This window comes from Capnocytophaga sp. oral taxon 412 str. F0487 (assembly GCF_000271925.1).
Classification (GTDB): Bacteria; Bacteroidota; Bacteroidia; order Flavobacteriales; family Flavobacteriaceae; genus Capnocytophaga; species Capnocytophaga ochracea.
The window spans coordinates 57,871-78,268 of record NZ_AJZR01000047.1; the positions used below are offsets into that span (position 1 = coordinate 57,871).

14 protein-coding genes, 2 tRNA genes and 3 rRNA genes are annotated in these 20,398 nt (G+C 38.9%); 7 read left to right on the top strand and 12 right to left on the bottom strand.

Features of this window, described 5'->3' with window-relative positions; genetic code table 11:
* Positions 1-63: 63 nt before the first annotated feature.
* From HMPREF1321_RS07815 to HMPREF1321_RS07825, 3 genes are read right to left on the bottom strand one after another with little or no spacing between them, the layout of a single operon-like run.
* Positions 64-516 (bottom strand): retropepsin-like aspartic protease, encoded by a 453-nt coding sequence (locus HMPREF1321_RS07815; protein WP_009422107.1) that lies wholly within the window; start codon positions 514-516, stop codon positions 64-66.
* The gene (locus HMPREF1321_RS07820) at positions 501-1,574 is read right to left on the bottom strand and encodes a mannose-1-phosphate guanylyltransferase (protein WP_009422111.1); all 1,074 of its coding nucleotides are present in this window, start codon (positions 1,572-1,574) and stop codon (positions 501-503) included. Before HMPREF1321_RS07820 ends, HMPREF1321_RS07815 begins: the two co-directional genes overlap by 16 nt.
* Positions 1,575-1,602: 28 nt before the next feature.
* Positions 1,603-2,202, bottom strand: a complete 600-nt coding sequence (locus tag HMPREF1321_RS07825) for a SprT-like domain-containing protein (protein WP_034575901.1) — start codon at positions 2,200-2,202, stop codon at positions 1,603-1,605.
* A 100-nt stretch (positions 2,203-2,302) separates the two neighbouring features.
* On the opposite strand from HMPREF1321_RS07825, the gene HMPREF1321_RS07830 reads away from it, so the two are divergent.
* Positions 2,303-2,824, top strand: coding sequence for a hypothetical protein (locus HMPREF1321_RS07830; RefSeq protein ID WP_009422106.1), 522 nt, complete (start codon positions 2,303-2,305; stop codon positions 2,822-2,824).
* Between the two features lie 105 nt (positions 2,825-2,929).
* On the opposite strand, the gene HMPREF1321_RS07835 is transcribed toward HMPREF1321_RS07830, so the two are convergent.
* Complete coding sequence (locus tag HMPREF1321_RS07835; RefSeq protein WP_002671829.1) at positions 2,930-3,904, bottom strand: deoxyhypusine synthase family protein; 975 nt, start codon at positions 3,902-3,904, stop codon at positions 2,930-2,932.
* A gap of 470 nt (positions 3,905-4,374) precedes the next feature.
* Here HMPREF1321_RS07835 and HMPREF1321_RS07840 point away from each other — a divergent pair, with 470 nt between their 5' ends.
* The 6 genes from HMPREF1321_RS07840 to HMPREF1321_RS07865 all read left to right on the top strand — a co-directional run bounded on the left by HMPREF1321_RS07840 (position 4,375) and on the right by HMPREF1321_RS07865 (position 11,974).
* Entirely contained in the window at positions 4,375-5,091 is a 717-nt protein-coding gene (locus HMPREF1321_RS07840; protein ID WP_034575902.1) for a hypothetical protein, read from the top strand.
* A 111-nt stretch (positions 5,092-5,202) separates the two neighbouring features.
* Positions 5,203-7,278, top strand: a complete 2,076-nt coding sequence (gene pta / locus HMPREF1321_RS07845) for a phosphate acetyltransferase (protein ID WP_009422067.1) — start codon at positions 5,203-5,205, stop codon at positions 7,276-7,278.
* 61 nt (positions 7,279-7,339) lie between these two features.
* Positions 7,340-8,545 (top strand): acetate/propionate family kinase, encoded by a 1,206-nt coding sequence (locus tag HMPREF1321_RS07850; RefSeq protein ID WP_009422091.1) that lies wholly within the window; start codon positions 7,340-7,342, stop codon positions 8,543-8,545.
* Positions 8,546-8,634: 89 nt separating this feature from the next.
* The gene (locus HMPREF1321_RS07855; RefSeq protein ID WP_009422083.1) at positions 8,635-9,090 is read left to right on the top strand and encodes a DUF1569 domain-containing protein; all 456 of its coding nucleotides are present in this window, start codon (positions 8,635-8,637) and stop codon (positions 9,088-9,090) included.
* A gap of 421 nt (positions 9,091-9,511) precedes the next feature.
* The gene (locus HMPREF1321_RS07860; protein WP_009422080.1) at positions 9,512-10,903 is read left to right on the top strand and encodes a decarboxylase; all 1,392 of its coding nucleotides are present in this window, start codon (positions 9,512-9,514) and stop codon (positions 10,901-10,903) included.
* Positions 10,904-11,026: 123 nt separating this feature from the next.
* Entirely contained in the window at positions 11,027-11,974 is a 948-nt protein-coding gene (locus HMPREF1321_RS07865) for a DUF4421 family protein (protein WP_034575904.1), read from the top strand.
* A 17-nt stretch (positions 11,975-11,991) separates the two neighbouring features.
* On the opposite strand, the gene HMPREF1321_RS07870 is transcribed toward HMPREF1321_RS07865, so the two are convergent.
* From HMPREF1321_RS07870 to HMPREF1321_RS07905, 8 genes are all read right to left on the bottom strand, one after another.
* The gene (locus tag HMPREF1321_RS07870) at positions 11,992-12,645 is read right to left on the bottom strand and encodes a hypothetical protein (protein WP_034575905.1); all 654 of its coding nucleotides are present in this window, start codon (positions 12,643-12,645) and stop codon (positions 11,992-11,994) included.
* Positions 12,620-13,480 carry a DUF805 domain-containing protein gene (locus HMPREF1321_RS07875; RefSeq protein ID WP_009422064.1) on the bottom strand — a complete coding sequence of 287 codons (861 nt, stop codon included), beginning with the start codon at positions 13,478-13,480 and terminating at the stop codon, positions 12,620-12,622. Before HMPREF1321_RS07875 ends, HMPREF1321_RS07870 begins: the two co-directional genes overlap by 26 nt.
* 52 nt (positions 13,481-13,532) lie before the next feature.
* Positions 13,533-14,369, bottom strand: a complete 837-nt coding sequence (locus HMPREF1321_RS07880; RefSeq protein ID WP_009422110.1) for a tetratricopeptide repeat protein — start codon at positions 14,367-14,369, stop codon at positions 13,533-13,535.
* A gap of 582 nt (positions 14,370-14,951) precedes the next feature.
* Positions 14,952-15,061: ribosomal RNA gene (gene rrf, locus HMPREF1321_RS07885) — 5S ribosomal RNA — on the bottom strand.
* A gap of 210 nt (positions 15,062-15,271) precedes the next feature.
* A 23S ribosomal RNA gene (locus HMPREF1321_RS07890) occupies positions 15,272-18,114 on the bottom strand.
* A gap of 212 nt (positions 18,115-18,326) precedes the next feature.
* Positions 18,327-18,400 (bottom strand) — tRNA-Ala (locus tag HMPREF1321_RS07895).
* Between the two features lie 86 nt (positions 18,401-18,486).
* Positions 18,487-18,560: transfer RNA gene (locus HMPREF1321_RS07900), tRNA-Ile, on the bottom strand.
* Between the two features lie 163 nt (positions 18,561-18,723).
* A 16S ribosomal RNA gene (locus tag HMPREF1321_RS07905) occupies positions 18,724-20,239 on the bottom strand.
* Together the 16S, 23S and 5S rRNA genes with 2 tRNA genes alongside form the textbook arrangement of a ribosomal RNA operon.
* Positions 20,240-20,398: the final 159 nt, after the last annotated feature.

Here is a 20,398-nt window from a genome sequence, read left to right on the forward strand (position 1 = left end):
TATAAATGTTTTTGCAAATGTACAAAAAAAATATGAACCTACAACAAGAGGTAATACATTTTGCTATTTAGCAGCCCAATAGAGATATAACCTTTTCTTTGCATAATCTATCACAGCTTTTCTCTTATGGAGTACTTCAGCTCCTATAATACCGTGAACAGGGGGTGTTTGAAACTCTGCTAATGCTTCGTTTACGTGAGTTAAATCAAAAAGCACTAAAGGAAGTTTGTGCATACTCATTCCTCCTATCTCTAAGTGATTTTTTGCAGCAACTTGTGTTTCCATACCACTTGCTCCTGCTCCTGCTGCTTTTATTTCGGAGGCTTCGGCTTGCAGATTAAAATAAGTTATCCACTCTACTCCTACACAGGTGTTAGAAGCCCCCGTATCCAAAATAAAACGTCCTTCTACTCCATTGATTTTAGCTTGCAGAACAAAGTGTTTAGTAAGCGTAAATTCAAGAGGAACAGAGGTGTATCCCTTCTCGGTGAGTAACTTCTTTAATGTAATCCCCATTTATTCTTTACTTCGTTTACTATCTCTTTAATGTTTTGTTCTTTTGCCTTGGGATAAATCAATAATACATCGTCTCTATCTACCACTATGTAGTTCTTGAGTCCATCTATTACCACACATTTATCACCTTCGGTGCGGATAATATTGTTTTCGGCATCTTTGAGTAATACTCTTGCATTAATTACAGCATTTTGGGCACTATCCTTAGGGGTCTTGTCGTGTAGAGAGCCCCAAGAACCTAAGTCGTTCCAATCGAAATTAGCGGGCAGTACATAAATGTTAGTAGACGGCTCTAAAATAGCGTAATCTACCGATATATTTTCGGCTTTCGGATAGGCTTTGGCTATAAAATCGACTTCGTTTTCAGTATTATAAGTAGCTTTACCTTTCTCAAAGAGTTCATACATCGCCGGTTGATAGGTTTTATAAGCGGTAAGTACCGTTTGTGTACTCCATATAAAGATACCCGCATTCCACAAAAAATTACCTTGTTTTAAAAACTCTTTGGCGGTATCGTAATCAGGTTTTTCACGAAACTGATTTACTTTTTTGATACTAGTATTATCGTCTTTGTCATACTGAATGTAACCATAACCAGTGTTAGGGAAAGTAGGTACTATACCCAAAGTAAGAATATTGTCGGCTTTCTGTGCAGCATTAAAACAAGTAATCACATTGTGCATAAAAGCTTTTTCGTCTTCAATCCACGCATCGCTGGGGGCTACTATCATTACGCCATTGGGGTTGCGTTTGTTCACTTTCATTGCGGCATAGAGTATACACGGAGCTGTATTGCGCATACAGGGCTCTAATACCAAGTTTTTAGGCAATATATTAGGAATTTGTTCCTCTACAATCTCTTTGTAACGTTCGTTAGTAAGAATAAGAATGTTCTCTTGCGGAATAAACTTCTGCAAGCGAGAATAAGTGCGCTGTAAAAGCGTTTGCCCTGTACCGAGCATATCGTGAAATTGTTTAGGATATTCAGTTGTACTTACAGGCCAAAAGCGCGAACCTATGCCTCCTGCCATAATCACTGCATAATAATTGTTCACCATAATATTTGTAATATTTTAATTCAAGATTTTAAGCCTTTATGAGCTCTACTTCGGCGTGAGGTTGAAAGATATACTTCTTACCTGAGCCGAGTTCCACACAATCATAACATTTCACACGGCGTTGTCCTTTGCGAAATACGCGTCCGTCTTTGATACGAAACGTACTACCTGAAGGAATCTCATAAATAAAGCTCATATTTTCATTGATATCAAACTGTTTTAGGGCGATTGTCAATGCGGGGTCTACATCACTAGTAGACATAGGGTTGAGAAAGTGCCGTTGTAATACCCCTAATAATTGCTGAGGAAATATCTCAGGAATGATAAAAGGTTTCATCAGTTGTTGGAAAGTGTATTTCCATTCGTTACCGTGAGGTTTGATAAGCCGTCCAAAGCGTTCAAAAGCTACCAGATGAGCCACTTCGTGAATAAAAGTTATCAAGAAACGATACTTATTAGCAGTAGCATTCATTGTGATGAGATGTTGCCCGTTAGGAAGTTGCCGATAGTCGCCGTGCCTTGTTTTTCGTTCGTTTACAATTCTCAAATAGATGTTGTTTACTTTTATCAGTTCGAAACAAGGTGTTACTGCGTTATCAGGTAAATATTTAACAAGAATTTCTCTCATAGCCTGCAAATGTACAAATAATATTTTATACCCACAAATAAAATTTGCCAATTTACTAATTTTCTCTACCTTTGCCGTGTTTGTTTGAAGAAAAGAAAAGATGCAATTTAAGAGTTATTTAAAATTCCTTTTAAAATCTACCAATGAGCACGGGGTGCACTCACCTTTTGTCTACAACTTTGTAACTCGTTGCTTGTACAATAAACAATTAGTAAATCGTCAAGAAATCAAGGGTTTTCCTCCTACCCTATCCAAAAGACAATTGGTGTTATTATTGAAGATTATTCGTTATTTAGAGGTAAAAACTATTTTCACTGATGAAGATATGCTAAATAGTATAACTGCTATAAAAGAAACCTGTAACATTAGCTTTCAGTTGCAACCTTCTGTTACATACGACTTGCTTTTTATCAATTACCCCAAAGAAGATCTAAGTATTTATCTAAACTATATGCACAACGATAGTATTCTTATCATCAACAATATTTACCAAAAAGAAAAAGCCTCCCTATGGCAAGCTCTTACTGCTAATGAAAGGATTACGGTGTATATAGACGTCTACTCCCAAGGCTATATTTTCATAAGAAGAGAACAAGGAAAAGAAGGGTTTTATATAAGGTAAAAGGTAAAAGATAAAAGATAAAAGATAAAAGATAAAAGGTGAAAGATAAAAAGTAAAAGGGAACAAGTATAGTGGTACTTGTTCCCTTTTACCTTTTAGTTGAAATTACTTACCTAAAAGATAAGCAAAAATAAGAGGTGCTACAATGGTAGCATCGGATTCTACTATAAATTTAGGGGTGTCAATATCTAATTTACCCCAAGTAATCTTCTCATTAGGCACTGCTCCTGAATAAGAACCGTAGCTGGTGGTAGAATCGGAAATCTGACAGAAATACGACCAGAAAGGTACGCCTTCCCATTCCAAATCTTGATACATCATAGGTACCACGCAGATAGGGAAATCACCAGCAATACCGCCTCCTATTTGGAAGAAACCTACGCCCTTACCCGCTGAATTGGCACGATACCATTCGGTGAGATAAATCATATACTCGATACCTGTTTTCACAGTAGAGGCTTTCAAGTTTCCTTTGATTACATTGGCGGCGAAGATGTTACCGGTAGTTGAATCTTCCCACCCTGGACATACGATAGGCAAGTTCTTTTCGGCTGCTGCCAATATCCAAGAATTTTTAGGGTCGATTTCATAATATTGCTCCAATACTCCCGATTTCACTACTTGATATAGATATTCGTGAGGGAAATAGCGTTCACCTTTACTTTCGGCTGCGTGCCATACATCTTCTAAGTGTTTTTGCAAACGACGGAAAGCTTCTTCCTCAGGAATACAAGTGTCGGTTACACGGTTGTAATGACCGTCGAGGAGCTCTCTTTCTTGCTCAGGAGTGAGGTCGCGGTAATGAGGAACACGCTTGTAATGAGAGTGTGCTACAAGATTCATCACATCTTCTTCGAGGTTCGCCCCTGTACAAGAGATAATATCTATTTTTCCTGCGCGAATCATCTCGGCAAGCGAAATACCTAATTCTGCCGTACTCATTGCTCCAGCAAGTGCTACGAGCATTTTTCCGCCTTCAGTGATATGGGTTTCATATCCTTTGGCAGCATCAACTAAAGCTGCTGCATTAAAGTGTAAAAAGTTTTTCTCGATAAATTGAGAAATAGGTCCTTTACTCATTTCTTTACTTTAAAATCTAAATTGTTGGTGCAAAGATAATACATTTAAATTTACTGACAAATTATCACGCACAAAAATATTATAATGATGAAAACGAGCTTAATAGTATAGGGCAAAATTAGGCATAAGAAATAAGAAAAGAAAACGAAATTATAAATAACAAGGAAATGTTCTTTTGGAAGAAAAAATCTTATACTTAGCTTATAGGGAGCTTATAGGAAGCTTATACGAATCTTGGACGATTGGTATAGAAAGGGCATGTAAATAGTTGATAATAAGAGGTTAAGAGTGAAGAAAAAAGGTAATTTTGAGGGCAATAAAACGAAAGAAAAACAAAGGAGTAACGAGCTAAGATACACGGACAAGAAAGAGCCAAATAAAGAGATGTGAGGTACAGAAACTTTCTTGTTTGATTAATTATTAAAAAATTCCTTATCTTTGTGCTTTCAACTGATATTCTTATAAGAACGATGAAACGACTACTTTTTATCTTTACTTTATTATTTTGCTCTTATGTGGTGAAAGCTCAAGAGAACGCACAAGCTTACAATCAAGTTATCAAGACTTTGGGAATTCCTAAAAACAAGATTGATAAAGACTTGTATACCGAAAAGGTATTGCCTTACGACACTCATAAATTGGTAATGGTATTTCCTATAAGAAAAGGGAACGACGAAAACGAGGCAACATTTGACCTTTATGTAGTGGTGTATGACTTCTTACAACAACGAATAACACAGTCGTATAAGGGAATTGATGAGTATTATTCGGATGCTGTTGAATTACAAGAGCTTTCTATTGATACGGCTAAGTTTATACTTACCGAAGAAATACGTGCTTTTGGCATTCGGGCTTTCTATAAAAATGGTAGCAAAGTAAATCCTTATTCTGAAGAAACATTTAGTTTGTTTTTACCAGAAAATACCTCTCTTAAAAAAATACTGCATCAATATCAATTAAGTACATATAACGGGGAATGGAGCTATAACTGTGAAGGAAGTTGGTCAGATGAGAGTAATTCTATGTTTATAATGGATAGTAAAAAAACAAATGGCTATTTCAACATTAAGGATAAACAGACTTTTATTAAAAAGGCTACAGATAAAAATTGCGATGATAAAGTAGTGGAAAAAAGCACTAAAACCGTATTCTTGAAATATAATGGCAAGGAGTATAAAGAAGAATAGATATTGATTATTGAGGTATTAAAAATAAAAATATCTTTTTTATGTTGCTTTCTTAAATTATATTGTTACCTTTGCAACTTAATATATAAACACTAAAAAGTAAATAAAAAAATGAATAAATCTGTTTATATCATCGCTACCAATGCACACAGCGGTAAGTCGGTGGTGAGTTTGGGTGTGTTGCAAATGATTATGCGCAACACTGCCAAGGTAGGTTATTTTAGACCTATTGTAGAAAGTAAATCTAAAAAAGACACTTTCATCGAGACTGTCTTGGAGCACTTTCAGCTCGATATGAGTTACGATGAAGCCTATGCTTACACACGTCAGGAGGTTATCGCTCTTAAAAACGAAGGCAATATAGGGGAAGTATACGACACTATCATCAAAAAATACAAAGCCTTAGAAAGCAAATTCGACTTTGTTTTAGTGGATAGTTCAAGTACTATAGACGATAGCTATTTCGACCCAAACTTCAACGCTTCGGTAGCACAAAGCCTCAACATTCCTGCTTTGATAGTGCTTAAAGACAACTTTTCATCAGAAGATGAATTGGTGAACCAAGTACAGGCAGATCTTAACAACTTCTTGGAAAAAGATTTGCGCGTACTTAGCGTATTTGTAAATAAGGCTACCAATGCTACCGCTGATACGCTCAGCAAATTAGAACAACGCTTTAAAGATATAACCTTCACTTTGATTCCGCGCAAAGAAGAGCTTTCACGCCCTACTATCCGCGAGATAGCCAATGCACTCAACGTTGAATTTCTTTACAAAGGCGACAATATAGACGTTACCACCAAACATACCATTGTGGGAGCTATGCAACTTTCTAACTATTTAGCCAAACTAAACGAAGATACTTTGGCTGTACTCCCTACTGACCGTATTGACCTCATAGCAGGTTCTTTGGTGGCTAACTATTCCAATTTCTCTAATATCAAAGGGGTAGTACTATACGGCGACTTAACCCCCGACCCTTCAATGAGTAAGATTTTAGATGGTATCCAAAAGAACATTCCTATAATGATAGCTAAAACAGATACTTTTGAAACTGCTAATATCATTGGGAATACAAAATCAAGCATCTATCCTGAAAATACTGAAAAGGTAAAAATGCTTCTTCAACTATTTGATGAAAATGTAGATGCTGCGAAACTCAACAGCAGTATAGCCTCTTTCAAATCGGAAACTATTACCCCTCGTATGTTTCAATACAATATGGTACAAAAAGCACGTGCAGGACAAAAACGCATTGTGTTACCAGAAGGTACTGACGACCGTATTCTTACTGCGGCTTCCCAATTAGCAGAGGACGAACTCGTTTACCTCACTATCTTGGGAGAACCCGAAGCGATTAAAACACGAGCTAAGAACATTTTGGGGTTGAAATGGAACGAAGAACGTATCAGTATTATCAATCCTGCTGAAAGTGATAAATATGAGGCTTATGCTGAAAAACTATACGAATTGCGCAAGAGCAAAGGATTGGAGCTTTCGCAAGCCAAAGACTTAATGCTCGATTCGTCTTATTTCGGTACAATGATGGTATTCTTAGGCGATGCTGATGGTATGGTATCAGGGGCTGTAAATACTACTGCCCACACTATCCGCCCGTCTTTGCAATTTGTAAAGACCAAACCAGGGGTGAACACCGTTTCCTCTGTATTCTTTATGCTCTTGCACGACCGCGTACTAGTATATGGTGACTGCGCCGTAGTGCCTAACCCTACTGCTGAACAGTTGGCTGATATAGCTATTAGCTCTGCGGACTCAGCTATTGCCTTTGGCATCGAACCTAAGGTAGCACTCCTCTCCTACTCTTCTGGTAATTCTGGTAGTGGTGCTGATGTTGATAAAGTGCGTGAAGCAACAGCCCTTGTAAAAGAACGTCGCCCAGAGTTACTCGTAGAAGGACCTATACAATATGACGCTGCGGTAGACCCAAAAGTAGGAAAACAAAAGATGCCAAATTCACCTGTGGCAGGACAAGCCAATGTGCTTATTTTCCCTGACCTTAACACCGGTAACAACACCTATAAGGCGGTGCAACGTGAAACAGGAGGTTTAGCCATAGGACCTATGCTACAAGGATTAAAGAAACCCGTAAACGACCTCAGTCGTGGGGCTCTTATCCCTGATATTTACAACACTGTACTTATCACTGCGATACAATCAGAGTTTTAGTATCCTCCCTACCCCCTCTCCAAAGGAGGGGAAAACTAACGACTAATAACAAAAGACTAAAATGGAAATATTAATCATTAATTCAGGGAGTTCATCTCTCAAATATCAGCTTATCGACTCTAAAACAGGAGAATCGAAAGTAAAAGGAATTGTAGACCGCATCAATATTGACGGTAGCTACGTGAAATATGTGGCTGTAAAAAATGGCAAAGAGATAGAAGTGAAGAAAGAACAACCTATTCCTACTCACGAAGTGGGTATGAATTTGGTAGCTGAACTTCTTACAGACCCCGAAGTAGGCGTTATCCACAACCCTAGCGATATTAAAGGGGTAGGACACCGCGTAGTACACGGAGGTGAGAAGTTTGTACAACCTACTGTAATTACTGATGAGGTAGTAGCCGAAATCAAACGTCTTATTCCTCTATCGCCTTTGCACAACCCAGGACATTTAGAAGGGATACGCGTAGCACAAAAACTCTTTAATAAAGCTACTCACGTAGCCGTTTTTGACACTGCTTTCCACCAAACAATGCCTGCTAAAGCCTTCCGCTATGCAATTCCTAATGAATACTATGAAAAATACGGATTACGCGCTTATGGATTCCACGGCACTAGTCATAAGTATGTAGATGCACAGGCTCGTAAACACCTTAATAATCAACATATCAAGAACATTACCATTCACTTGGGTAATGGGGCGAGTATGGCTGCTGTAAACGAAAAAGGACAATGTGTAGACACTTCAATGGGACTTACACCACTCGATGGACTCATTATGGGAACGCGTACTGGGCAGATAGATGCCTCAGTAGTTTTCTTCTTGGGACAAGAATTAGGTATGAACTATGAAGAAGTGAAAACACTCTTTAACAAGAAGAGTGGTATGCTTGGGCTCACAGGACATTCTGATGCTCGTGATGTAGCAGCTCTATATCGTTCAGGTGATGCCAATGCAGCTCTTTGCTATGAGATGTACGGCTACCGCATTCAGAAGTTTATAGGCGCTTATACAGCAGCACTTAATGGTTTGGATAGCATTGTATTTACCGCAGGTTTGGGCGAAAACGATGCTCTTACCCGTTTATTCGCTTGTAAACACTTAGATTTCTTTGGTATCAAGCTCGATGAGAAGAAAAACGAAGAGCTCAATCATCCTACTAAACCCGTAGAGATTCAAGCTGCTGATAGCCGCGTGAAAATACTTATCATCCCTACTAATGAAGAATTGCAAATAGTAAATGAGATAGTAGATTTGGTAAAATAACAAATTATTAGACTATACACTTTGCCAAAGGAACGAGTCGCATAGGCAATTCGTATCTTTGGCAAAGCTTTTTAAAACAACTCTCAGTAATGAAAAACTTATATAACGAAGTCGATAAAAACGAAATACTAAATCGTTTAGAAAATTTAAAAGTAGATGCTGAGCGTCAATGGGGAAAAATGAACATTGTACAGATGTTAGCCCATTTGAACGCCTCTATAGAAACACCCTTAGGCAAGAACTTTCCGAAGAGAATGTTCATTGGTAGAATCATAGGAAAATTGATGAAGAAAAAGTTTCTAAACAACCAACCAATGGCAAAAAACGCTCCAACCGATAAAATGTATGTCGTTACCGATATTTCTATTGATGATTTTGACAGGGAAAAGCAAAAAACTAAAGAGCTCATCACCCTTTTCTACACCAACGGAAAAGAAAAATGTAGCACTCACCCACATTCTTTTTTTGGAAAACTTTCTCCTGACGAATGGGGTATTCTTCAATGGAAACACTTCGACCACCACTTGAGACAGTTTGGAGTATAAAATCAATGGTAGAGAAGCGTAAACTATGGTAAAATGTTTTTTATACGGATGAAGGATATATAAAAATAGAAAAATAGGAATCGGTTCTGGAATGGGTTCACAATACTTTTTTCTATCGAATGTATTTGTAATTTAAAAATAATAATTACTTTTGCATTCTGATAAGTAATGATACACTATCACTGAACTATAAAATAATTTAATTACTAAAAACCTTTGGTTGCTGAAAATGAACATCTTATTTTTAAGTTATTTTCACTCTGCACGTACTCATTCCTTGCAAATTAAGTTTAAGGCTAAGAGCCTTTCACCGCTTCGTATTTGAATCAGGTGTAATTAGGTAATATGGATAGATAGCCAAGATGTTATCTGAATATTTTTTTACTAAAAAATTACTCATTATTTAAATTACACTGTACAAATGAAAAATAAATATATCGACCTAATTGACCAAACCTATTACTTCCCACAAGACGAATTTACCTTAGATGGCGATGAACTTCGCTTTCACAATATCGATTTAATGGAGCTCGTACGCAAGTATGGAGCACCCCTCAAATTTATGTATCTTCCGAAAATATCCGAGAATATTCAGCGTGCCAAAAGATGGTTTGAAAAGGCTATCAAGAAGCACAAGTACAAAGGAGCATACAACTATTGTTATTGCACTAAAAGTTCGCATTTCAAACACGTAATGGTAGAGGCATTGAAGAACGACATTCATATGGAAACCTCTTCGGCTTTTGATATCAATATCATCAATAACCTTATCAATGACGGACTTATTAGTAAAGAGACTCACATTCTATGCAACGGTTTCAAGCGCGATGCTTATATCGATGGCATAGCTGACCTTATCAATCGTGGCTACCACAACTGTATTCCTATCATTGATAACTATGAGGAAATTAATTTATTTGAAGAAAAAATAAAAGGTTCATACAGTATAGGTATTCGTATTGCTTCTGAAGAAGACCCTCGTTCAGAGTTTTATACCAGTCGTTTGGGAATTGGTTATAAAAACATTGTCCCTTTCTACAACCGTGAGATTAAGGACAACCCTAAAGTACAACTCAAAATGTTGCACTTTTTTATCAATACGGGGATTAAAGACAATGCCTACTATTGGAATGAGCTCCTCAAGTGTTTGCGTGTGTATATCCAACTCAAAAAGGTTGCGCCTGAACTCGACAGCCTTAATATAGGCGGTGGTTTTCCTATCAAGAGCTCGTTGGCTTTTGAATTTGATTATGCTTATATGGTAGACGAGATTATCCGTCAGATAAAAATCACTTGTGACCAAGAAAAAGTGCCTGTACCAAATATCTTTACTGAATTTGGTAGTTTTACAGTAGGCGAAGCTGGGGGGGCTATTTATGAGATAATGTATCAAAAGCAGCAAAACGACCGTGAAAAATGGGATATGATAAACTCCTCTTTCATTACTACCTTACCTGACTCTTGGGCTATCAACAAGCGTTTCGTACTATTGCCTATTAACCGCTGGAACGATGAATACGAACGCGTACTGCTCGGTGGACTCACTTGTGATGGTGATGATTATTACAACAGCGAACAGAATATGAACGCTATCTATTTACCAAAATACAACAAAAATAAGCCATTGTATATAGGTTTCTTCAACACAGGGGCTTATCAGGATAGTATTGGAGGAGTAGGAGGCTTACAACACTGTTTGATTCCACAACCTAAAATTGTACTTATTGATAAAGATAAAAATGGTAACCTTACCTCTCGTCTCTTTATGGAACAACAAAAAGCTGACGAAATGCTAAAGATTTTAGGCTACTAAAATGCAGTATATACTTTGCAGTATATACTTTGTCAAAGTAGTAAGACTTTGACAAAGTATATCTAATAATACCTAAACATCTAACTTCTAATTCCTAATTCTTAAAATCTAATGTCTAACAAAATGAAATACATAATATTATTTTTCTTATCAATCACTACTTTATGGGCACAAGATACCACTTCTACTAAGAGGCATCACTATAAAATGTGGATTAAACCCTCTTTGAGTATCAATTATCTATCAATAGATATAGAAGATGAACCATTAAATCCTGCTTTGAAAAACAAGTCGTTATTGCCAAACTACCCACTTACGGTTGGCTTAGGATTTGGTATTCACAACACTTATATTAACCTTGATTATGCTCAGAGCGTTGCCCCTTTGCGCAATGAGAGTAAATATGGGAAAACAAGATATTTCGATTTTCAGTTACATTCATTTATAAGTCAAAAGATTTTACTTGATTTCTATTATCAAAGTTATAAGGGTTTTTACTATGAAGAAGGCAAGAATAATATTCAGATATTGGCAGATACTCGTATACAACAAATAGGTTCTGAAATGTTATATTTCTTCAACTTAAAAAACTTTTCAGTAAAGAATATTTTCAACCCCGATGGAGACCCATTGCAACCTACTTTTACTTGGTACGCAGGAGCTGGAATCTATTATCACAAAGTAGCAATTCCTGCTATTTCACTTGATGAGGATACTTTTAGACATATACAAGGAGGCTTCAGTGGAGGCGTTTCTGGAGGTATTGAAATATTGCCACGCCTTACCTTTACAGCTTTAGCGGGTATGGGTTTCTATTTTGGAGGTGAAGTTAATCCACTAAGCAAAATGAAGTTTAATCAGTACGTAAACTTTAGGCTTAATACTTCATTATCTTATACACAAAAAGACTGGTCACTTGCCTTTTCAATTCTTTACAACAACAAGAATTTGTACTTTAAAGATGTTGATTTACTGGGTATTAATACTGCGAATTTTAAACTTACATACATAAAACAAATCAAATTCTCTACTCGCCGCAGTAACAAAGTAACTCGTTATTTAGGAATGTAAAATTTAAGAGTAGAAGATTATCTTCTTCTTTTCACATTTTTTATAGTATCATCTATCACTCGGTCATAGATTTTACTCTTACCTAAATATTCATTTTGATAAGTAGTCAAGTTTTGTATTAGTGCTTCTTTCTCTTGTTTATTATTAGAAGATTTTAAAAACAATCTATATTCTGACATAACCTTATAATACGCCAATTCATAAGAAGGTATATAACCATTTTCACTATATATTGCTACTAAGTTTAATACTTTTTCAAATTGTAATGCGTCAAAAGCCTGCTTCAAAGTGGTTAGCTGATGTTGTTTTGCTTTTTGAGAGCGAATGTTTAAAAATATTTCTTCAGTATCAGGATATGATTTCAATGAATCACTCAATAATTTTATATTACTTAAATCTGCTCTTTTATCAATATGAGAGAGATAATAAGCTATTTGTTCTCTTATTCTGATCACTCTATTGAAGTCGAACTCAGCAATGTGTTCTTCATAATCTTTGGTAATTAAATCATACTCTGTTTGAATTAACAAATATAACGAATCTAAGTCCTTATAAACCTCTCTTGTCTTTTGTGCGTTTACTTCCCAAAAGTAAAATATACATAAATATAATAAAACTCGTTTCATAATCTTTATTGTTGTTTGATTAATGTCCTTGAATAATATCTGCATATTTATCCCAAGCTCTAGCTATCCTATATTTTTCTACAAATTCAATAGGTACATAAATAGCTTTCAATTTCTCATCATTATATGCCAAATAACCATCCAATATAGGAGGTTCTTCAGTCTCAAGTGTTATACTTTCTGGACAATTCTTCCCAAAAATACAATTACCTATCTGTAAACATTTACTAGGGAAAGTCACCGAATGCAAATGCTCACAATCATCAAGAGCAAAATTACTAATAAAGTTAAGATGTTCTGGAAAAATAATATAAATGAGCTTATTGCAACCATAAAATACATCTCTTCCTATAGAACTCACTTTATTAAGTATTGGGTCAGCAGACATATTGATAGACTCTACCTCAGTATCAAGCCATTTCTTCAGAATAGTATCATCTTTTGTAACTACAAAATCATACCTATGAGAAGTACTATCCTCAGAAGTATGTTTAGCTATGGGTTGATATGCTCTAACTAAGGGCGGTTGTAAAATAGATGAAGAAAAGGTTGATGCATTGAAAAAATTTACTCTCTTTTTAGGATCTTCTCCGTATTCATTTTTTCCCGATACACCTTCTGAAAAAAGTAAAAAGAAAGGATTATAGAAAGGTAAAAGCACATACCAGCCGCTTTGCCCCAAGTCGTGTGAACGTTTCACTGATTGAGCTAAAATAAACCAAAACAAAAATGTAAAGAATAAAAACTTTATTACTATTCCTAGAGTTACTACGGCATCTATTACACCCAAAAATATAAGAGCAAAATAATCTATAATAATAGATAGTCCAAACTCTGTACGCCTAATACGTCCTTCAAAAAGAAAGATATTCTTAAACATATATCACTAATTTATAATTATCTTATCTTTCTTATTCCTAACTTTATAGTTATTACTGCTGAATAGCATTTAAATACTCACAAGCTTTAGGACTATTATTCCTACACCCCTTCTCAAACCAGTAAATAGCCCTTTTTTGTGATTTATCCACACCAGTACCAGCATAATAGCAAAATCCTAAAATAGTTTGAGCCTCCTTGTCTCCTTGGTTAGCTGCTTTTTCAAACCAAAAGATAGCCTTAGTATACGACTGAGGTACTCCCTGCCCCTTGAAATAATAAGAACCTAAATTGCGTTGTGCCTCAACATCACCTTGATTAGCAGCTTTCTCATACCAAAGTACCGCATCACTATCTGATTGTGCTACTCCTAAACCTTTGTAGTAACAATATCCTAAAAAACTCTGTGCCTCTGCAAAATCTTGATCAGCTGCTTTCTGAAACCACAATACAGCTTGTTCATCCGATTGTTTTACTCCTTGCCCTTTGTGATAGCACACACCTAATTTCGATTGAGCCTCAGCATACCCCTGTTCAGCTGCTTTCTGAAACCAATAAGCTGCTTTTTCATAAGACTGTACAACTCCTTTCCGATAGTAATAACAAAGTCCTAATTTCGTCTGTGATTTTACATCACCTTGTTCTGCTGCTTTTTCATACCAAGAAACAGCTTTAGGAAAGGACTGAGGTACTCCAATACCTTTTTCATAATTAGTTGCCAAACGCACTTGAGCTTCCATATCACCCTTTGTGGCTTTCTCTACCAAAGTCTTAAAGTCTTCCCGTTGAGCATGACTCATACCAAAGAAAAATAGCAAGCAAACAAACCAAGCTTTAAAGCAAAGTTTGTTCAGTTTTTTTAATACTCTTGAGTTGAATATTATATTCATATGTCAGCGAATTAAAAGTTAATAATAATGATAGTGAAGAGGTCAGTTTTATATTATATTATATTTTATTCGATGGCAAAGATAAAACATTATTTTATACAAAACAAGTTTTTTTTGATTATTTCTTACACACCTCTCAAAAATAGGCAATATATCATAACATATAAAATAAAGGAATCTTTTTAGTATATTTTATCTTTATTAAATCTTCGTTCATTCTTCGTTCATTCTTCGTTCATTCTTCGTTCATTCTTCGTTCATTCTTCGTTTATTGTTCGTCTTTTCTTCGTCTTAGCTTCGCTCTTCCTTCGAATAAACCCTAATTTTCAAGTATATCACTTACCTCATAAGCTTTTTTTTCCTACTCAATCAAAAACTTTTCACTCTTAACTTTTTACATATTCTTTGTATAACAATTGTTCAAGATTCATATAAGGTTCATATAAGTTAAGACCTTTTTGCGATATACAGTTTTATAAATTCTCCTACTTTCTCTCCAAATCGTCCGCCCTCTTTCCAAGCAGTCCCACAACTTCAAACAATAAAAAAGAGCAATTCTTTATCAGAATTGCTCTTTTTATAAGAAGGCGGCGACATACTCTCCCACGTGACCGTAGTACCATCTGCGCTAAAAGGTTTAACTGCTCTGTTCGGAATGGTAAGAGGTGAGACCTTTGACTATAACCACCTTAAATCTTTTAGGTGTCAGGGGTCAGGGGTTAGGTTTCAGGGGAATCCCTGATGCCTATAACCTAGTGCCTGTAACCTTATTTTTTTAACATATAGGGATAAAAAACATATCTTAACTAACTTCTTAAGAGATTAATAATTGATAAAACATAAGTAGTATTACACTTTCTTACTTCTTATCTCTTAACTCTTATCTATAAAAAAGAATACTGCGCGAAAAGTCTACGGGTGATTAGTATTACTCGGCTATGATGTTACCACCGTTACACCTGTAACCTATCAACGTGGTCATCTCCCACGACCCTTAAAAGAAATCTCATCTTGTGGCGGGTTTCGTACTTATATGCCTTCAGCACTTATCCCATCCGCACTTAGCTACTCTGCTATGCCCTTGGCAAGACAACAGATACACCAGCGGTGCGTCCAACTCGGTCCTCTCGTACTAGAGTCAGATCCACGCAAATTTCTAACGCCCACAGTAGATAGAGACCGAACTGTCTCACGACGTTCTGAACCCAGCTCGCGTGCCACTTTAATGGGCGAACAGCCCAACCCTTGGGACCTTCTCCAGCCCCAGGATGTGACGAGCCGACATCGAGGTGCCAAACCCCCCCGTCGATGTGAGCTCTTGGGGGAGATCAGCCTGTTATCCCCGGCGTACCTTTTATCCTTTGAGCGATGGCCCTTCCATACGGAACCACCGGATCACTATGCTCTACTTTCGTACCTGATCGACTTGTTGGTCTCTCAGTCAAGCTCCCTTATGCCATTGCACTCTTCGCACGGTTACCAAGCGTGCTGAGGGAACCTTTAGAAGCCTCCGTTACTCTTTTGGAGGCGACCACCCCAGTCAAACTACCCTCCACGAATTGTCCCCTGCATCGCAGGGTTAGACCTCAGATAAGCAAAGGGTGGTATTTCAACAACGACTCCACAACTACCGGAATAGCCGCTTCCAAGTCTCCCACCTATCCTACGCATCACTTATCCAAGACCAATACGAAGATATAGTAAAGGTGCACAGGGTCTTTTCGTCCCACTGCGGGTAATCGGCATCTTCACCGATACTACAATTTCACCGAGCTCATGGCCGAGACAGTGTCCAAATCGTTACACCATTCGTGCAGGTCGGAACTTACCCGACAAGGAATTTCGCTACCTTAGGACCGTTATAGTTACGGCCGCCGTTTACTGGGGCTTCAATTCAAACCTTCGCTTACGCTAAGCTCTCCTCTTAACCTTCCAGCACCGGGCAGGTGTCAGACCCTATACCTCATCTTTCGATTTTGCAGAGTCCTGTGTTTTTGATAAACAGTCGCTTGGACCTTTTCACTGCGGCCTATCGCTAGATAGGCGACCTTTCTCCCGAAGTTACAGGTCTATTTTGCCTAGTTCCTTAGCCATGAATCTCTCGAGCGCCTTAGAATTCTCTTCCCAATCACCTGTGTCGGTTTACGGTACGGGCATTAATCTTCGCTTTTCTTGGAAACGTTGTCACCACTCTATCACCTCGGCCGAAGCCTCAGTGTACTATCAAAGCTATAACTGCTCCTTTAACGTACTATTCCGTCAGTACGCGGTAGTTATCTCGTTCCGTCACTTTTATTAGATTAATGGTACAGGAATATTAACCTGTTGTACATCCACTTCCCCTGCTCGGGTGCGCGTTAGTCCCCGACTAACCCTCAGCTGATTAGCATAGCTGAGGAAACCTTGATCTTTCGGCGGGCAGGTTTCTCGCCTGCCTTATCGTTACTTATGCCTACATTTTCTTTTCTATCAGCTCCACTATGGCTCACGCCTTTAGCTTCAACGCCTATAGAATGCTCCCCTACCGGTAGGTACTTCTGTACTACCCCATAGCTTCGGTAATATGCTTATGCCCGTTTATTATCCATGCCCAACCGCTCGACTAGTGAGCTGTTACGCACTCTTTAAATGTATGGCTGCTTCCAAGCCAACATCCTAGCTGTCAGTGCAGTCAGACCGCGTTTGGTCAACTTAGCATATATTTGGGGACCTTAGCTGATGGTCCGGGTTCTTTCCCTTTAGGATATGGACCTTAGCACCCATACCCTCACTGCTGATGAGCATTTAATAGCATTCGGAGTTTGTCAGGAATTGGTAGGCGATGAAACCCCCGCATCCAATCAGTAGCTCTACCTCTATTAAACTCACTTCAACGCTGCACCTAAATGCATTTCGGGGAGTACGAGCTATTTCCCAGTTTGATTGGCCTTTCACCCCTACCCTCAGGTCATCCGAAGTCTTTTCAACGACAACCAGTTCGGTCCTCCACGCTGTGTTACCAGCGCTTCAACCTGCCCAAGGGTAGATCACCAGGTTTCGCGTCTACTACTACCAACTATTAATCGCCCTATTCAGACTCGCTTTCGCTACGGATTCGTATCTGAAATACTTATCCTCGCTGGTAACAGTAACTCGTAGGCTCATTATGCAAAAGGCACGCTGTCACAGCCTAAAGCTGCTCCAACCGCTTGTAAGCGTATGGTTTCAGGGTCTATTTCACTCCGTTATTCACGGTTCTTTTCACCTTTCCCTCACGGTACTAGTTCACTATCGGTCTCTCAGGAGTATTTAGCCTTACCGGATGGTCCCGGCAAATTCAGTCAAGGTTCCACGTGCCCCGACCTACTCAGGATACCCATAAGATTTATAAAACTGTGCCTATACGAGACTTTCACTCTCTATGGTGTGTCTTTCCAAACACTTCTAATCCAGCTTTACAACCTATATCTGGGTCCTACAACCCCCATATTGCCGTAACAATATGGGTTTGGGCTAATCCCATTTCGCTCGCCACTACTCTGGGAATCACTTTTGTTTTCTTCTCCTCCGCCTACTTAGATGTTTCAGTTCAGCGGGTTTGCCCATCTTTACGATGTAGTACATCTTCAATGTACTGGGTTGCCCCATTCGGATATTTGCGTATCATATCGTATGTGCCAATCCACGCAACTTTTCGCAGCTTATCACGTCCTTCTTCGCCTCTGAGAGCCTAGGCATCCCCCATACGCCCTTACATAACTTTTCGCGCTTGTAGTCCTAGTCAATTGACAATTAACAATTGATAATTGACAATTATCTAGGTACCTCTCGTTCTCTTTGATTCTTTTTAATATTTCGTTAGATGATCAATAAATCCTTATTGATCTCTTATGCTCTTTATCCCAATATGTCAATGTACTGCTTCCTCACCCTCACCCTAACCCTCTCCAAAGGAGAGGGGGTTTTAGGGAGTGTTTGTGGAGAATAAGGGATTCGAACCCTTGACCCCCTGCGTGCAAGGCAGGTGCTCTAGCCAGCTGAGCTAATTCCCCCTGTCTCTAGGTAAGAGATATGAGGTAAGAGGTAAGAGGATTCTTCCTCCAGCTCACTCCTAGAAATTTCCTTCTTTAGCTTCTTGTAGTCCCAGGCAGACTCGAACTGCCGACCTCTACATTATCAGTGTAGCGCTCTAACCAGCTGAGCTATGAGACTTTGTTCTTTTAGGTAAAAGGTAAGAGATAAGAGATTTCTTCCTCTCTATCAATTACTCTGTACCTTATTTTTTTGTTGACAGCAAGATTTAAAGAATCAAATATACCATTAGTCCTTTAATCGTTAATAATTAACCATTAATAATTTAATCGGTCTTCTCTAGAAAGGAGGTGTTCCAGCCGCACCTTCCGGTACGGCTACCTTGTTACGACTTAGCCCCAGTCACTAGTTTTACCCTAAACAGCTCCTTGCGGTGACCGTCTTCAGGTACTCCCAGCTTCCATGGCTTGACGGGCGGTGTGTACAAGGCCCGGGAACGTATTCACCGGATCATGGCTGATATCCGATTACTAGCGATTCCAGCTTCACGGAGTCGAGTTGCAGACTCCGATCCGAACTGTGACCGTCTTTATAGATTCGCGCCTGCTCACGCAGTGGCTGCTCTCTGTAACGGCCATTGTAGCACGTGTGTAGCCCAAGATGTAAGGGCCGTGATGATTTGACGTCATCCCCACCTTCCTCTCGGTTTGCACCGGCAGTCCCATTAGAGGGCTCGACTTAACTCGTTAGCAACTAATGGCAGGGGTTGCGCTCGTTATAGGACTTAACCTGACACCTCACGGCACGAGCTGACGACAACCATGCAGCACCTTGAAAACTGTCCGAAGAAAAAGGTATCTCTACCCCTGTCAGTCCCCATTTAAACCTTGGTAAGGTTCCTCGCGTATCATCGAATTAAACCACATGCTCCACCGCTTGTGCGGGCCCCCGTCAATTCCTTTGAGTTTCATTCTTGCGAACGTACTCCCCAGGTGGGATACTTATCACTTTCGCTTAGCCACTCAGATTACTCCAAACAGCTAGTATCCATCGTTTACAGCGTGGACTACCAGGGTATCTAATCCTGTTCGCTCCCCACGCTTTCGTCCATCAGCGTCAATTAATTGTTAGTAATATGCCTTCGCTATCGGTGTTCTGTGTAATATCTAAGCATTTCACCGCTACACTACACATTCCAACTACTTCACAACCATTCAAGACCAACAGTTTCAAAGGCAGTTGCTTAGTTGAGCTAAGCGCTTTCACCTCTGACTTACCAGCCCGCCTACAGACCCTTTAAACCCAATGATTCCGGATAACGCTCGCATCCTCCGTATTACCGCGGCTGCTGGCACGGAGTTAGCCGATGCTTATTCGTAAGGTACCGTCATCAAACTACGCGTAGCCCTTATTCTTCCCTTACAAAAGCAGTTTACAACCCATAAGGCCGTCATCCTGCACGCGGCATGGCTGGATCAGTCTTCCGACCATTGTCCAATATTCCTCACTGCTGCCTCCCGTAGGAGTCTGGTCCGTATCTCAGTACCAGTGTGGGGGACATCCCTCTCAGAACCCCTATCTATCATCGCCTTGGGGAGCCGTTACCTCTCCAACTAGCTAATAGAACGCATACTCATCTTTCACCACCAAGGCTTTAATAGTTGTGTGATGCCACACTACTATACTATGGGGTATTAATCCAAATTTCTTCGGGCTATCCCCCAGTGAAAGGCAGATTGTATACGCGTTACGCACCCGTACGCCGGTCTCAGTTACCCGAAAGTAACTTCCCCCTCGACTTGCATGTGTTAGGCCTGCCGCTAGCGTTCATCCTGAGCCAGGATCAAACTCTTCATCGTTAAAATCTTTTATATCTTCTAACCGACTTTTAGTTATTGACTTCAGGTTTCACTCAATTCTTTAAATCTTTCTTTGTGCTGTACAACATTATGTCAATGTACGTGTTGTTCTTTCCGCTCCAGAGGCATTACTATCCTCTTTTGCGGGTGCAAAGGTAC